The following is a 15,455-nucleotide window of genomic DNA, read 5'->3' on the forward strand; positions in this document are numbered from 1 at the left end:
ATCGCAACGCGGGGCTACCGTGGAGAGAGACGTCAGTTCCATTCCCGCGTGCCCTTGGAGGTGCCGTGGTCGGGGAGGGCCACGACACCCCGCGCACCCCGCTGCCCCGTCTGAGGCTGGATGAACTGCTCGACGAACTCCAGGTACGGATAGATGAGGTACGCGGCACCCGGGACCACCTGAACGGTCTCCTGGAAGCCGTCATGTCGGTCGGTCGTGAACTCGACCTGCCGCAGGTCCTGACGGGGATCGTGGAAGCTGCAGTGGTACTTGTGGACGCGGAGTACGCGGCCCTGGGAGTGATCGGGGATGACCGCAAACTCGCGGAATTCCTCCCCGTCGGCATCAGCGACGAGCTGCGTGCCCAGATCGGTGATCTGCCTTCCGGGCACGGCATCCTCGGAGAGCTGATCCGTCACCCCGAACCGCTGCGCCTGACGGAACTGTCCGACCATCCGGCCTCGTACGGTTTCCCGGCCCACCACCCGCCCATGCACACCTTCCTCGGAGTGCCCATCCGGGTGCGCGAGGAGGTGTTCGGCAACCTCTACATGACCGAGAAGCGGGGCCGGGCGGACTTCGACGCCGAGGACGAGGCCGTCCTGTCGACTCTGGCTGTCGCGGCCGGAATCGCGATCGAGAATGCACGGCTCTTCGAGGACGTCCGGCTCAGAGAACGCTGGCTGGAGGCCAGCTCCGACTTCACGAACGAGCTGCTGTCCGGCTCCTCCTAGATCCAGGTATTGGAAGGGATGCTGGAGCGGGCCCGCGAGATCACTGCGGCCGACATGGGCGTCTTCTACCTGGTCGGCCCGGGCGGCGAGCTGCGCGGCTCACTGGCCGTCGGCGAGGGAGCCGAGGCACATCGGGGCATCGTGCTGCCGAGCAGTGAGGGAACCCTTGCCGCAGCGGCCCTCGCCCAGGACGGATTGATCACGGTCCCGGACGTCGAGAGCGACGAGCGCGTGACCGTACAGCCGGAGCGGTGGAAGGGCTTCGGGCCCGCGGTAGCGGTGACGGTGGGCACCAAGGAGCGGCTGAGCGGCGTACTGATGCTGGCCCGTCGACGCGGTCGCGCACCGTTCGCGGCTACGGAGACCTTGGCCTTGCCTGGCTTCGCGGGGCAGGCCGCGATCGCCCTGGAGCTTGCCGATCGCCGGCGGGACGCGGAGCAGATGAGTCTGCTCGAGGACCACGACCGCATTGCCCGGGACCTGCATGACCTCGCGATCCAGCGGCTGTTCGCCACTGGAATGACCTTGCAGAGCGCCCAACGCTTCGTGGAGCACCCCGAGGCGTCCGAGAGGTTGAGACGGGCCATTGACGACCTCGACACCACCATCAAGATCGTCCGGTCGACCATCTTCGGCCTTCGAGAACACGAGATGCCGGATGCGGAGCCGAAACTCAGGCTCCGCGCAGTCCGAGCGGTTGACGAGGCCGCTGCCGTGCTGGGCTTCGCCCCCGCCTTGCGGATGGAGGGGCTGGTAGAAACCGACGTGCCAGTGTCAGTGGCCGATGAGGCGCTGGCCGTGATCGGTGAGGCGCTCAGCAACGTCGTTCGGCACGCCCGTGCCCGGCATACGGAAGTCTCCATCGCGGCGGTCGACGGCGTACTCGTGGTCACCGTGACCGACGACGGCGTCGGAATCCCAGAACATGGGCGCCGCAGCGGGCTCCGCAACCTGGCCGAGCGGGCAGAGAAGCTGGGCGGCCGACTGACCGTCTCGACACGAGGCGCGGCGGGACACGGCACCCGCCTCGAATGGACGGTTCCCTTGCCCAGGGCCGACGCCTGACCCCGTAGCGGTTGTCAGGGCTTGCCCGCTTCGTGCTCGTGTACTTGGGCGGCGATGACCGCGGCTTGGACCCGGCGTTCGACGCCCAGTTTGCCGAGCAGCCGGGAGATGTGGTTCTTGACGGTCTTCTCGGACAGATAGAGCTGCTTGGCGATCTGCCGGTTGGTCAGGCCGCTGCCGATGAGTTCTAGGACGGCCCGCTCGCGCTCAGTGAGCGCGGTGAGGCGCTCGTCCTCCGGCGGCTTGGCGGCTTCCGGGTCCCGCAGTGAGTGCATGAGCCGGGCGGTGGTTGCGGGGTCGAGCATCGACTGCCCCGTTGCGACCGTCCGCACGGCGGCGACCAGGTCGGATCCCTTGATCTGTTTGAGCACGTAGCCGGCGGCGCCGGCCATGATCGCGTCGAGGAGGGCGTCCTCGTCGTCGAAGGACGTGAGCATGAGGCAGGCGAGCTCCGGCATGCGCGAGCGCAGCTCGCGGCAGACGGTGATGCCGTCGCCGTCCGGCAGCCGTACGTCCAGGACCGCCACGTGCGGCCGCAGGGCCGGACCCCGGGCTAGAGCCTGCTCGGCGGTGGCGGCCTCGCCCACCACTTCGATGTCGGGTTCGGCGTCGAGGAGGTCGTGCAGCCCCCGGCGGACGACCTCGTGGTCGTCCAGGAGGAACACCCTGATGGGCGCCTCCGCAGAAGCAGCCGGTGTATCGGACATCCACGCCCCTGAGGTCGGTGTACGTCTCAGTCGCATTGTCGCAGGAAGGGTCGGAAAGTACCGGGGAGCGGGTCATACGGCCGTACCGACCGGACCTGCGAGCTCCATCCGCACGTCCACGACCCCTTCGACGGCGCGGGCGGCGCGGGCGATCAGAGGTGCCAGGGCGCGGTCCCGTAGGTCGCCCCGCAGGGTGACGACGCCCTCCTCGACCGTGCAGTCGATGCCTACCGGGGGAGCCAGTTCCGCGAGGACGGCATTGCGGACCTCGTCTTCGATTTCCTCGTCGGGCCGCAGGAACACCTTGAGCAGGTCACTGCGGCTGACGACGCCCTCCAGCAGGCCGATGGCATTGACCACCGGCAGCCGTTTCACGCCCTTCCTGGCCATGATGCGGGCGGCTTCGGTGATCGTGGCGTCCGGGTGCACGGTGACGGCAGGGCTGGACATGAGCTCCTCGGCGAGCACTGCTCCGGCCTTGGACGCCTCCTCCATCTGCTCGGGCAGTCTCGGGTCGTTCCGCCGGAACTCCTCCTTGGGCAGAAGATCGGCCTCGGAGACGACGCCCACGACCCGGCCCTCTCCTTCGAGTACCGGCAGTGCGCTGACCTTCCACTGATGCATCAGCTCGACGATCTCCTTGTACGAGGCCTCGCGGCCGATGGCCACGGCGGTCTGGGTCATGACATCGCTGACGGTGTACTGGGATGCGGGCATGGCCGGCTCCCTCACATGATCTCGATGGGGAGGATCCGGTTCACAGCGAGTTGCCGCTGCCATGAGGCGCGTAGAGGTCGAGGAGCCGGACCCTGGCGGCCACGAGCCGGTGGGCGAGCACCTGGCCCACCCAGTGGTCCATGGCGGAGCCGAATCGGGGGTCGGCCTCCATCATCGAGCGCACGGCGGCCGCATCGAACTCGTGGGCGCGTACAGGGCTCGTCGCCTCCGCACCGAAGTGCCAGGTGTAGGGAGGGAACAGCCAGGACCAGCCGACCAGCTCGCCGGAACCAAGCGCCTCGATCACCGCTGCCTGTCTGCCGGGCACGTGAACGTCGAGGCCGACCGTGCCGGATCGCACGATCCAGAACCGGTCGGCGTGGCCTCCCTCATTGAAGAGGCGGGTACCTACGGGAAAATCGACCTCACGCGCGATGTCCGTCAGACGGGCGCGGTACTCCGCCGACAGGGCGTTGGCGATCCGGGTGGGGGAAGGTGTGCTCATCGCGGCCTCCGTTCGAGTCCGCCTTCAGTCTGGGACACGGCAGGGCTGCGGGGATGGGCCGATCGGCCCTGGTCGTGACCCCGACGGGCCCATGCCCTGACGCCGCAGGCCGGTGGACAGTAGGAACACGCGGACCTGCCCTGTGGCCGAGTCCCAAGCCGTTGCCCCAGGAGCGTGAACCATGTTCTGGTACGAACACGGAATGGGCGGATGGGGCTGGGTCGCCATGTCGTTCAGCATGGTCCTCCTCGTGGCTCTGGCCGTCATGGCAGTCGTTCTGCTCCTCCGCAGCGTCGACCGTTTCCCCTCAGGCCCGGTAGAGCCCCGCACTACGCCTTCCGCCAAGCAGGTGCTCGCCGAACGGTTCGCCCGAGGGGAGATCGACGAGGCAGAGTTCGAACGGAGTCTGACCGTGCTGCGTGAGCACGGGCCTGGTCGAAGCCGGCCCGGACCGGGAGAGGGCTGAACCCGGCCCTACGAGAGGGAGGCAAGGCGCGTCAGGAAGCCTCCCGGTCTCGCGATCAATCGGGAAGAGGGAGCCGAGCAAGGGGCGCGAACGATGAACCACGAAGCGACGCGGCGACCAGATCTCAGCAGCCCGGATGGGGCGCCAACTCGGAGCATGAAGCCGTTGGATCGAAGCGAAGCACTGAGCCTGCTCGGCACGGTATCGCTGGGACGCATCGTCTTCACCGAGCATGCTCTCCCGGCCGTGAGGCTGGTCAATCATCTCGTGGACGGGGAGGACATCGTCGTCCGGCTCCAGGACGGCGGAGCGCTCGCATCGCTCGTGGCGACGCCCGACGCCCCCGGGGTCGTTGTCGCCTACGAGGCAGATGTCGTGGACCCCGAGACCTGCCTCGGCTGGAGCGTCGTCGTCACCGGCTACGTCTCTCTGGTAGCCGAGGAGGACGGGGCCGACCCGTACGCGGCGCTGCTAGTGCCGTGGGTACGTCAGACGATGACCAGGGCCCTGCGCATCAGGCCGGATCTTGTCACGGGCTTCCTGCTCGACGCGGCCGAGTAGTCGCCCCCGGACCCCTGGTCGGCGGCTTACGTGTGAAGTAGAGGCCGACGGGCGGGACCTGGACTGTCGGTGCCCGTGAGGTAGGGGCGCTCGCGGGATGCTGTGGGCAGCGGCGAGAAGGAGTGCCATGCCCGAGCGTCTGAAATCTGCCTTCGAGCCACCCGCTCTGGCCGGCTACCAGCGCAGCTGGTGTCGCGGCGACCTGCTCGCGGGTATCACCGTCGCCGCGTACCTCGTGCCCCAGGGCATGGCCTACGCGGTCGTGGCTGGGCTGGCGCCGGTGGTAGGCCTGTGGGCCGTCCTGCCGGCGATGGTCCTGTAAATACTTGGACATGTTTCGGAGGAAAGGTGCCGCTGGGTGAGGCGCTGATGCTGACTTTTGCTGACTTCCAGGAACCCATAACGCCCTGACCTGCGGAAATTCCCAGAGGTTTAATGGTTCTGGAACTGGATCGGACGGTCCCAAGAGGACATCGCACAGGCCCGCGAAGACTGGATCAACGGCACCCGCTACGGCGAGGTGAAGGGCTACGACGGCCCTCCGATTCCGGCTCCAGAGCTTCCCGCAACTCGCCTGAAACCTCGGGGTCGTGTGCGCTGACCTGTGTTGATGCCGGAAGCGGGGTCGCGTGAGTGGCAAGTGTGAGCTGCTTGGCCCAACAGGCGGGCGCTCGTAGATCGGCCCCACTCAGGGGTGCCTGACCTGCTCGTCGGCCCGGAACGCGGCGTGGACACCCCGCAGCACCTCCCACAGCGCCTCGCCCTCGCCTGGCAGTGCGGATATCGCGTTCGTCGTACATCTAGCGGCCTTTGTGCTTGTAGCAGCGCACCGGGACGTCACCGAAGAAGACGTGGCCGCGCTGCAACAGGCCTGGTATGTGGGGGAGTTCGTCGGGATCCAGCGGGACCGACGCGCTGTGTCAGCTCCGAGAAGAGGGAGCGCGCGTATGGCCGGACACCCGCCAGCCCTCAACGACCAGCGGGCACCCGGTCCTGCCCACCCCCACCCTGACCTGCTGCTATTTACGCGCCAGTGATCGCGTAGTAACCATGCCTTGATCATGGTCTTGGAGTTCTCGACGTACGGGGCGCCCCGCAGCGTGGGCGCCTTCCCCGGGCCGAAGACGCCCGGCTGCACCGCGTCCGGATCCGAGCCGGGCGCGCACGCGCCGCGCGAACCGTCCAGCACCGCCAGCCCCGAGGCCGGGTACGTGGCCCGGCCCAGCGGGGTCGAGCAGCCGGCCGCCAGCTCGTCGGTGATCCGGGGGAGCACCTGGGTCTGGGTGAACAGGGTGCCGCCCGCCGAATCCGCGGCCACCGTGTTGACCCACGGCAGGCCCTGGGTGCGCTTGAGGGCCTCCTGGATCCCGGCGACCGAGCGGGCCTTGCCCATCGCGAGGGCGGTGTCGGAGCCGCGCAGGTTCGCCGCGTTCGGGTCGTTCAGCGCGTACGCCGTCCGGTCGGTCCAGGGCAGCGGCAGACCGGCGCCGAGGTTCGAGACCACCGGTCCGTAGCGCGTCCACCACTGGGTGCGGGTGACCGGAGCGCCGCCCGCCACCGGGACGGTGACGGTCCGCCGGGTCATCTTCTCCGGCGTGCCGTCGACCAGGTAGGCGGTCGGGTCGGCCGGGTCGAGGGTGAGCTGATGCAGGTTCACGGGGGTGCCGGTGGCGACCGTGTGGCTCCAGGCCACCTTCTCGTTGAAGCCGATGTTGACCACGGTGGTGCCGAGCAGGGAGCCGCCAGACACGTTCAGCTCGCCCGGGATGGTCTGCTGCGACTGCCAGAAGCGGCGCCCGCCCTGCCACGGGTAGTGCGGGTTGCCGAGCAGCAGTCCGCGCCCGCTCGCCGTGGTGGAGCCGGCGAAGGCCACCGCGTTGGAGCCCATGTCGTACCGGCTGGTGTCGAAGAACTCTCGCGCGGCCTCGGCGGCGGCCGCCGGATCGACCTCCGGTGCCGGAGCCGGTACCGGTGCCGGTGCGGTGCGGGCGCCTGTCGCGCCCGCTGTGCCCGACGCGCCCGGTGGCTGCGCCGCCGTGATGCCGTCGATGCCGCTCCCCTGGCCGCCGAGGACCGAGACCGCGAAGCCGCGGGCGGCCACGTCGGTCGTGGTGACCGGGCGGACCCAGCCGGCGCCCTTGCACGCCGGGTCGGTGACCTTGTTCTGCGCGAGCCACGCGTTGTAGCCGGCGGCCCAGCCGCGCATCAGCTCCTTGAGGTCCTTGGTGGGACCGGCCGGGGCGGGGGTCGCCAGCAGTTTCTCCACGGTGCCGGACTCCCGGACGCCCCTGAAGTACAGGTCGCTGGAGAGGTTCCGGGTGGCGGAGGAGAGCGATCCGTCGGGTGCGGCGTCGGGCCCGAACCAGCGCGAGCGCTCACCGGCGACGGTCACGAACCCGTCCGCCAGGACGCAGACCTGGTCGGCGGCCTGCGCCCAGCCGGTGCCGAAGCCGAGCCGCGCGTAGTCGCGGGCGAGGATGTGGGGTATGCCGTTCTCGGTGTACCGGATGACGGCGGACAGGCCGCCGCCGGCCGGTATCCGGTCCGCGGTCGCCGCCGAGGCCTGCGGCATCGCGGCCGTCGCGGCGAGCAGAGCGGATCCGGTGACGGCGACGCGGCGGAGTATCGGACGGGTGCTGAGGTGCAACATGCCTCCCAAGTAGCCTGCGGATGGGTGTGGTTACCCGATGAACAGGCGGTGCGTCCGTGCCCCCACACTCATGCAGGCGGTCCGATGATCTGTCAACATCCCGTTTGGTATCCCGGTCATTGACCTCGGGCGCGCGCGGGACGAGGATCGCGCCATGACGGCAGCTCGAGCAGGGCAAGCAGGGCAAGCAGGGCGGGCGGGACAGGCGGGACAGGCAGGACAGGCAGGACAGGCAGGACAGGCAGGACAGGCAGGACAGGCAGTGCGGCACCGGACGGTCGACGGGCTGGTGCACGAGAGCGCGCGTCGGGTCCCCGACCGCCTCGCCGTCCGCTACCGCGAGCGGAGCTGGACGTACGCGGAGCTCGACGCGGCCGTCACCACCGGCGCCGCCGTGCTGCGGGAGCGGTACGGGCTGGCCGACGGCGACCGGGTCGCCACCTTCGCGCACAACTCCGACGCCTACCTCATCGCCTTCCTCGCCTGCGCCCGGGCCGGACTCACCCACGTACCCGTCAACCAGAACCTCACCGGCGACGACCTCGCGTACATCCTCGACGACTCCGCCAGCGCCCTGGTGCTCGCCGATCCGGACCTGGCCGGTCGGGTCCCCGACGGCAAACGCGTACGGGCACTGCGCGACGCCCCGGATTCCTTCCTGGCGGAGCTGGCCGAGCCGCTCGCCTTTGAACCCGACAGGGAACCGGGCGGGTTGGCGCAGCTCCTGTACACCTCGGGCACCACCGCCCTGCCCAAGGGCGCGATGATGACGCACCGGGCCCTCGCCCACGAGTACGAGAGCGCGATCGAGGCGCTGGACCTGGCCGAGGAGGACCGGCCCGTGCACTCGCTGCCGCTGTACCACTCGGCGCAGATGCACGTCTTCCTGATGCCGTACCTGGCGGTGGGGGCGCGGAACACCATCGTGGACGCGCCGGTCGCGGAACAGCTCTTCGACCTCGTCGAGGCGGGGGAGGCGAACAGCCTCTTCGCGCCGCCCACGGTCTGGATCGGCCTGGCCAACCACCCGCAGTTCGCGGTGCGTGAGCTGGGCGCGCTGAGCAAGGCGTACTACGGGGCCTCGATCATGCCGGTCCCGGTCCTGGAACGGCTGCGCGAGCGGCTCCCCGGGCTCGGCTTCTACAACTGCTTCGGTCAGAGCGAGATCGGGCCGCTGGCCACGGTGCTCGGGCCGCGGGAGCACGAGGGGCGGATGGAGTCCTGCGGGCGGCCGGTCCGCCACGTCGAGGCGAAGGTCGTCGACGAGGACGGCAAGGACGTGCCGGACGGCACGGCAGGCGAGGTCGTCTACCGCTCGCCGCAGCTGTGCCTGGGGTACTGGAACGACCCGGAGGCCACGGAGCGGGCCTTCCGGGACGGCTGGTTCCGCTCGGGCGACCTCGCGGTGCGCGACGCGCACGGGTACTTCACGGTGGTGGACCGGGTCAAGGACGTCATCAACTCGGGTGGGGTGCTGGTTGCCTCGCGGCAGGTGGAGGACGTGCTCTACACCCACCCGGGCGTGGCCGAGGTGGCGGTGGTCGGGCTGCCCGACGAGCGGTGGATCGAGGCGGTCACGGCGGTGGTGGTGGCGCGTGGGGAGGCGACGGAGGCGGAGCTGATGACCTACGCGCGGGAGCGGCTCGCCCACTTCAAGGCCCCGAAACGCGTGCTCTTCGTCGACGCCCTCCCGCGCAACGCCAGCGGCAAGATCCTCAAGCGGGAACTCCGCGACCGCTTCGCCCCGCCTCCGGCCCCTGCGGACTGATCCGGCCGGGGTCCGGATCGGGGCCCGGGTCGGGGTGCGGTGGGGTGCTGCCGGTCAGGCCGGTCAGGCCGGTCAGGCCGGTCAGGCCGGTCGGGGCGGGCCGGGATGGTCGGGGTGGCCGCTGTCGGCGGGCAGGATTCCGGTGCGCCGGAAGCGGCGCAGGGTGAGGTACTCGTGGAAGAGGCGGCCGACCAGCGCGCCGCCGTAGACCACGAAGCCGACTCCGACGAGCCAGGACTGGACGACCAGCAGGGTGCCGAAGGGGCCGTAGGTCACGGCGTTGGACGCGATGAGCGGCGAGAACACCAGCTGCGAGAACATCCGCAGCCCCAGCAGCCCGAGACTGGTCGCGAGCGTGCCCGGCACCAGGGCACGCCAGCGGACCCGGCCGCCGAGCAGCAGCCGCTGGGAGCCCCAGAAGAAGAGGCACGTGCCGATGAGGTCGCCCAGCGTGCCGAGGACGGTCCCGACGGCGTCGTCCGACGGTTGGGGGATCCCCACGAGCAGGGCGAGGTAGCAGACCAGCAGGGCGAGCCAGACGACGTGCCGCCACATGGTGTGCCAACGGGCGGTCGGCAGGTCCCACACCTTCTCGTAGCCCGTCTGCACGGCCGAGCCGAAGGTCAGGCCGAACACCGCGAGAGCGGCCAGACCGAAGGCGGTGGTCCGCTCCAGTGCCATGTCCGCAGCGCTGAACAGCATCTCGACCCGGCCACGCGAGGACTCCGTCACCCCGAGGGCCTGGCCGAGCCAGCGGCCGAAGCCCGAACCGCTGCCCGGCGCGGCGGCCGCGACGACGACCAGCAGCGGCACGAGGGTGAGGAACCCGAGGGCCGCGAAGCCCATCGCCCGGTGCATCAGCTCCATCTCCCGGCCGCGGCTCCAGGCCAGCCCGGCGGGGGAGGCCTGGAGCCGGACATAGAGCTTCCGGAAGGTCGAGGTCACGCCTCATGCACTACCCGCGAGCGCAACCGCGCTCCCGGGAGCCGCCCCGAAATGGACCCGAAGGGGTGGTTTCAGCCGCCCGGACGCGAGTCTGTGCCCCTACCCTGCGCCGCGGAGGTCCACCAGTCTCTTGATCTTCCCCACCGAACGCTCCAGGCTCTCCGGATCGACCACCTCCACCCGGACGGAGACCCCGATCCCCTCCTTGACGGCCCGGACCACCTCGGCGCCCGCGGCCTCCCGCCGATCGGCAACCGTCTCCCGGCGCGCCTCCACCCGTACGGTCAGGGCGTCCATGCGCCCCTCGCGGGTCAGCCGCAGCTGGAAGTGAGGAGCCAGGCCGGGCGTGCGCAGCAGGACCTCCTCGATCTGGGTCGGGTACAGGTTCACCCCGCGCAGGATGATCATGTCGTCGCTGCGGCCCGTGACCTTCTCCATCCGCCGGAAGGCCGGCCGGGCGGTGCCGGGCAGCAGCCGCGTCAGATCCCGGGTGCGGTAGCGGATGACGGGCATGGCCTCCTTGGTGAGAGAGGTGAACACCAGCTCGCCGTGCTCGCCCTCCGGCAGCACCGCGCCCGTCAGGGGGTCGACCACCTCGGGATAGAAGTGGTCCTCCCAGATGTGGAGACCGTCCTTGGTCGAGGCGAACTCCTGCGCGACACCCGGCCCGATGACCTCGGACAGGCCGTATATGTCCACCGCGTCTATGCCGAGCCGTTCCTCGATCTCCCGGCGCATCTCCTCGGTCCACGGCTCCGCGCCGAAGATCCCGGTCCGCAGTGAGGTGGCGCGCGGGTCGATGCCCTGGCGCTCCATCTCGTCCAGCAGGGTCAGCATGTAGGAAGGCGTCACCATGATGACCTCCGGCCGGAAGTCCTCGATGAGCCGGACCTGCCGGTCCGTCATCCCGCCCGAGGCGGGCACGACCGTACAGCCGAGGCGTTCGGCGCCGTAGTGCGCGCCGAGGCCGCCCGTGAAGAGGCCGTAGCCGTAGGCGATGTGGATGATCTGGCCGGGCCGGCCACCCGCCGCGCGTATGGATCGGGCGACGACATCGGCCCAGGTGGAGAGGTCATTGTCGGTGTACCCGACGACGGTGGGACGCCCGGTCGTGCCGCTGGAGGCGTGGATGCGGCGCACTTCGGACCGCGGTACGGCGAACATCCCGAAGGGGTACTGGTCGCGCAGGTCGGTCTTGGTGGTCAAGGGGAACAGGGCGAGGTCGGCGAGGGAGCGGCAGTCGTCGGGATGCACGCCGGCCTTGTCGAAGGCCTGCCGGTAGAACGGCACCCGTTCGTAGGCGCGGTGCAGGGTCGCGCGCAGCCGCGTCAGCTGGAGGGCGGCCAGCTCGTCGCGGCCGAGCCGCTCGCCGTCGTCGTGGAAATCCGGGTGCACCGCCATGTCGTCACCTCATCGTGAATCTACCGAACGATCATTCGGTAGATTGCCAGGCCTCCGCAGGTGAAATCAATGACTCGAACGAGTGATCGTCTGTTGTGATGGCCCCCATGCCTACCTTCACCACCTACGACGGAACCGAACTCGCCTACCACCTCCAAGGGGAGGGTGAACCGCTGGTGTGCGTCCCGGGCGGCGCCATGCGGGCCTCCGTGTACCTGGGCGACCTCGGCGGACTGGCCGACGGCCGCCGTCTCATCCTGCTCGACCTGCGCGGTACGGGCGACTCCGGGATGCCGGCGGACGAGTCGACGTACCGCGTCGACCACCAGGTCGGCGACGTCGAGGCCCTGCGGGCACACCTCGGCCTGGAGCGCATGGACCTCCTCGCGCACTCCGCCGGCGGGAACCTCGCCCAGCTCTACGCGGCCGCACACCCGGAGCGGCTGCGCCGGACCGTGCTGGTCACTCCGACCGCGTGGGCGGTGGACCTCCCGGTCACCCCGGAGCAGCGGCTGGAGGCGGCCCGGCTGCGCGCGGGGAGCGAACCGTACGACACGGCCATCGATGCCTACGAGCGGATCCTGGCGGACGCGGGCGCGGGCGGGAGCGAGGTGGACTGGGATCTGGCCGCGCCGCTGTTCTACGGGCGCTGGGACGCGGCGGCCCGGGCGCACTGCGCGGCGAACGCGCACCAGCAGAACGAGAAGGCCGCCGAGGCCTATGCGGGCCCCGGAGCCTTCGATCCGCCCGCGACCCGTGCGGGCCTCCGCCGGGTCTCGGGCGAGGTCCTGGTGCTGGCCGCGGAGCTGGACGGCAACCCCCGTCCGGTGCTGGCGGCGGAGCTTGCAGGCCTGTTCCGGCGGGGCGCGGTCGACGTCCAGCCCCGGGCCGGGCACTTCCCGTGGCTGGACGACCCGGGGTGGTTCTCGGCTCGGGTGGAACGCTTCCTCTCGTCCGGGGTTTGACCGACGGTCGCCGACGAGGCGCGGGGCGGGTGCGCCTCAAAGATCGGGGCTCCGCCCCGGGCCCCGCGCCTCAAACGCCGACGGGGCTGAAGGGTGGGGCTCCGCCCCGGGCCCCGCGCCTCAAACGCCGGCGGGGCTTGAAGATCGGGGCTCCGCCCCGGACCCCGCTCCTCAAACGCCGGAGGGGCTGGATTTGGCCCGGCGAGGCTGGGTTTGGCTGGCGAGGGTGGGTTTGCCCGCCGGGGTGGCGTTGGCTCGGCGGGGCTGGGTTTGGCCGGCCGGGTGGGGTGGGGTGGGCTTGCCGGGGTGGGTCAGTTGATCGTGTCTGATTCCGTTGCGATCGTTTTGGCCCAGCGGTAGTCCGCCTTGCCGCTCGGGGAGCGTTGGATGGCGGGTGCGATGACCAGTTGGCGGGGGATCTTGTAGCCCGCCAGTCTGGTGCGGCAGTGGCTCTGGATCTCGTCCAGGGTCGGGGCCGGGGCGCCCGACCGGACCTGGACCACCGCGGCCACGTGGCTGCCCCAGGTCGGGTCCGGGACTCCGGCGACCAGGGCGTCGTAGACGTCGGGGTGCGACTTCAGCGCCTGCTCGACCTCTTCCGGGTAGACCTTCTCGCCGCCCGTGTTGATGCACTGCGAGCCGCGGCCGAGCACCGTGACGATGCCCTGTTCGTCGACGGTCGCCATGTCGCCGAGCAGCACCCAGCGCTCCGCGCCCTTCCGGAAGAAGGTCTCGGCGGTCTTGGCCGGGTCGTTGTAGTAGCCGAGCGGGACGTGGCCGCGCTGGGCGAGGCGCCCCGGTTCGCCCACCGCCACCGGCTCGTGCGTCACCGGGTCCACCACCTGCGTACGGTCGTTGACCTCTAGGCGGAAGCCCTTCTCCGGACTGGAGTCGTCCGTCGCCCGGCCGTTGGACCCGGACTCGGACGATCCGAAGTTGTTCAGGAGCAGCACGTTCGGCACCAGCCGCTGGAACTCCGCGCGCACCGTCTCCGACATGATCGCCCCGGAGGAGGAGACGCTGAACAGCGAGGACAGGTCCGTCCCCTTGAGCGGGCCGTTGAGGGCGTCGATGAGCGGCCTGAGCATCGCGTCGCCGACCAGCGACACGCTCGACACCTTCTCCTTCTCGATCGTGCGGAGCACCTCTTCCGGTGCGTACTTGCGGTGGATGACCACCCGCTGGCCGTAGTTGAAGGCGATGAACGAGGTCAGCGTCGATGTGCCGTGCATCAGCGGGGGCGCGGGGAAGAAGGTCAGCCCCGCACCCTTGGAGGCGACGCGCTCGGCCAGCTCCTCCGGCCGCTTCACCGGCTCGCCCGTCGGCTCGCCGCCGAAGAGGCCGGCGAAGAAGAGGTCCTCCGCCCGCCACATGACGCCCTTGGGCATGCCGGTCGTGCCGCCCGTGTAGATGATGAACAGGTCGTCGGCGCTGCGGGGCGGGAAGCCGCGCTCGGGCGACCCGGCGGCCTCGGCGTCCGGGTACGCGATCGGCGCGATCGAGGGCTCCGGAGCCCCCTCGGGGACCTGCCCGACCCGGACCAGGTGCCGGAGCCGCGTCGTCTGCGGCAGGGCGGCCGCGACCCGCTCGGTGAACTCGCCCTCGAAGACGAGTGCGGCGAGGTCGGCGTCGTTGTAGAGGTAGACCAGCTCCTCCTCCACGTACCGGTAGTTGACGTTCACCGGGACCAGTCGGGCCTTCAGGCAGGCCAGGACGGTCTGGAGGTACTCGATCCCGTTGTAGAGGTGCAGACCCACGTGCTCGCCGGCCTTCAGGCCGCTGTTCAGCAGGTGGTGCGCGATCCGGTTCGCCGCCGCGTCCAGCTCCGCGTACGTGAGGCGGCGCTCGGCGCCGGTCCCGGGGTGGTCCACGTAGACGAGGGCCTCGCGGTCCGGGACCACGTCCACGACCGACTCGAACAGGTCGGCAAGGTTGTACTCCACCGTTCCTCCTGACCCCGAATGTTCCCGATGTTCCCGACGACTGGCCCGGTGGCCGGCCTGCTCCGGCGGTCATTAGAGCGCCGGAGCCGGCAACTGGGAAGGGCGCCGCCCAAGAAATCTGACTGGGTGTCAGAAAACTATTGAACTGCACCCTCCCCTACTGCAACCTGTTCTAGGTCTTGAGACGGGAGGACGGCAATGGGTGGGACAGAACACCTGAGCGTGGATCGGCACGGCGCCACCCTGGTGCTCACCATGAACAGGCCCGAGGCGAAGAACGCGCTCTCGCTGCCGCTGCTGGTGGGGCTGTACGACGGCTGGCTGGAGGCGGACGCCGACGACGGGATCCGCTCGGTGGTCCTGACCGGCGCGGGCGGCGACTTCTGCGCCGGCATGGACCTCAAGGCGCTGGCCGGCCAGGGGATGGCGGGCGACCAGTACCGGAACCGACTCAAGGACGACCCCGACCTGCACTGGAAGGCGATGCTGCGGCACCACCGGCCGCGCAAGCCGGTGATCGCGGCCGTGGAGGGCTACTGCGTGGCCGGCGGGACCGAGATCCTGCAGGGCACGGACATCCGGGTGGCGGGCGCGGGTGCCACCTTCGGGCTCTTCGAGGTCAAGCGGGGGCTCTTTCCGATCGGCGGCTCCACGGTGCGGCTGCCGCGGCAGATCCCGCGTACGCACGCCCTCGAGATGCTGCTGACCGGGCGGCCGTACTCGGCCGAGGAGGCGGCGCGGATCGGGCTGATCGGGCGGGTGGTGCCGGACGGCACGGCGCTGGATGCTGCGCTGGAGATCGCGGAGCAGATCAATGCGTGCGGGCCGCTGGCGGTGGAGGCGGTCAAGGCGTCGGTCTACGAGACCGCGGAGCTGACCGAGCGGGAGGGGTTGGCGGCGGAACTGCTGCGGGGGTGGCCGGTGTTCGACACGGCGGATGCGAAGGAGGGGGCGCGGGCCTTTGCGGAGAAGAGGCCCGCGGTGTATCGGCGCGAGTAGTCGGCCCGGCGTTGTCGGGGCCCCGGTGC

The 15,455-nt window shown here is 70.4% G+C and carries 11 protein-coding genes and 4 pseudogenes; 8 read left to right on the forward strand and 7 right to left on the reverse strand.

The window, feature by feature from the left end:
* Positions 1 to 65 precede the first annotated feature (65 nt).
* A pseudogene (locus tag OG534_RS34290) lies at positions 66 to 1,799 on the forward strand (GAF domain-containing protein).
* A gap of 14 nt (positions 1,800 to 1,813) precedes the next feature.
* Here OG534_RS34290 and OG534_RS34295 read toward each other — a convergent pair.
* The 3 genes from OG534_RS34295 to OG534_RS34305 form a co-directional block, all read right to left on the reverse strand.
* A complete protein-coding gene (locus OG534_RS34295) occupies positions 1,814 to 2,506 on the reverse strand; it encodes a response regulator transcription factor (protein WP_326586531.1) in 693 nt (230 codons plus the stop codon).
* A gap of 72 nt (positions 2,507 to 2,578) precedes the next feature.
* Positions 2,579 to 3,223, reverse strand: coding sequence for a CBS domain-containing protein (locus tag OG534_RS34300; RefSeq protein ID WP_326586530.1), 645 nt, complete (start codon positions 3,221 to 3,223; stop codon positions 2,579 to 2,581).
* Positions 3,224 to 3,263: 40 nt separating this feature from the next.
* A complete protein-coding gene (locus OG534_RS34305; RefSeq protein WP_326586529.1) occupies positions 3,264 to 3,728 on the reverse strand; it encodes a Crp/Fnr family transcriptional regulator in 465 nt (154 codons plus the stop codon).
* Between the two features lie 181 nt (positions 3,729 to 3,909).
* On the opposite strand from OG534_RS34305, the gene OG534_RS34310 reads away from it, so the two are divergent.
* From OG534_RS34310 to OG534_RS34325, 4 genes and pseudogenes are all read left to right on the forward strand, one after another.
* Entirely contained in the window at positions 3,910 to 4,194 is a 285-nt protein-coding gene (locus tag OG534_RS34310) for an SHOCT domain-containing protein (RefSeq protein ID WP_326586528.1), read from the forward strand.
* A 156-nt stretch (positions 4,195 to 4,350) separates the two neighbouring features.
* Complete coding sequence (locus tag OG534_RS34315; protein ID WP_326586527.1) at positions 4,351 to 4,755, forward strand: pyridoxamine 5'-phosphate oxidase family protein; 405 nt, start codon at positions 4,351 to 4,353, stop codon at positions 4,753 to 4,755.
* A gap of 127 nt (positions 4,756 to 4,882) precedes the next feature.
* A pseudogene (locus tag OG534_RS34320) lies at positions 4,883 to 5,074 on the forward strand (SulP family inorganic anion transporter); the annotation flags it as partial.
* Between the two features lie 120 nt (positions 5,075 to 5,194).
* A pseudogene (locus OG534_RS34325) lies at positions 5,195 to 5,356 on the forward strand (pirin family protein); the annotation flags it as partial.
* A 444-nt stretch (positions 5,357 to 5,800) separates the two neighbouring features.
* On the opposite strand, the pseudogene OG534_RS34330 reads toward OG534_RS34325, so the two are convergent.
* Positions 5,801 to 7,405, reverse strand: a pseudogene (locus OG534_RS34330) (penicillin acylase family protein); the annotation flags it as partial.
* Between the two features lie 262 nt (positions 7,406 to 7,667).
* On the opposite strand from OG534_RS34330, the gene OG534_RS34335 reads away from it, so the two are divergent.
* Entirely contained in the window at positions 7,668 to 9,173 is a 1,506-nt protein-coding gene (locus tag OG534_RS34335; protein ID WP_326586526.1) for a fatty acyl-CoA synthetase, read from the forward strand.
* An 81-nt stretch (positions 9,174 to 9,254) separates the two neighbouring features.
* Here the strand turns inward: OG534_RS34335 and OG534_RS34340 are convergent, their stop codons facing one another.
* Together OG534_RS34340 and paaK are read right to left on the reverse strand one after the other, a co-directional pair.
* Positions 9,255 to 10,118, reverse strand: coding sequence for a YhjD/YihY/BrkB family envelope integrity protein (locus OG534_RS34340; protein ID WP_326586525.1), 864 nt, complete (start codon positions 10,116 to 10,118; stop codon positions 9,255 to 9,257).
* Between the two features lie 99 nt (positions 10,119 to 10,217).
* Positions 10,218 to 11,519 (reverse strand): phenylacetate--CoA ligase PaaK, encoded by a 1,302-nt coding sequence (paaK, locus tag OG534_RS34345; RefSeq protein WP_326586524.1) that lies wholly within the window; start codon positions 11,517 to 11,519, stop codon positions 10,218 to 10,220.
* A 107-nt stretch (positions 11,520 to 11,626) separates the two neighbouring features.
* On the opposite strand from paaK, the gene OG534_RS34350 reads away from it, so the two are divergent.
* Entirely contained in the window at positions 11,627 to 12,484 is an 858-nt protein-coding gene (locus OG534_RS34350; protein WP_326586523.1) for an alpha/beta fold hydrolase, read from the forward strand.
* A 311-nt stretch (positions 12,485 to 12,795) separates the two neighbouring features.
* On the opposite strand, the gene OG534_RS34355 is transcribed toward OG534_RS34350, so the two are convergent.
* The gene (locus tag OG534_RS34355; RefSeq protein WP_326586522.1) at positions 12,796 to 14,427 is read right to left on the reverse strand and encodes an acyl-CoA synthetase; all 1,632 of its coding nucleotides are present in this window, start codon (positions 14,425 to 14,427) and stop codon (positions 12,796 to 12,798) included.
* Positions 14,428 to 14,625: 198 nt separating this feature from the next.
* Between OG534_RS34355 and OG534_RS34360 the strand changes: the two genes are divergently transcribed.
* Positions 14,626 to 15,426, forward strand: a complete 801-nt coding sequence (locus OG534_RS34360) for a crotonase/enoyl-CoA hydratase family protein (protein WP_326586521.1) — start codon at positions 14,626 to 14,628, stop codon at positions 15,424 to 15,426.
* The last annotated feature ends 29 nt before the right edge of the window (positions 15,427 to 15,455 follow it).

The organism is Streptomyces sp. NBC_01294 (assembly GCF_035917235.1).
Classification (GTDB): Bacteria; Actinomycetota; Actinomycetes; order Streptomycetales; family Streptomycetaceae; genus Streptomyces; species Streptomyces caledonius.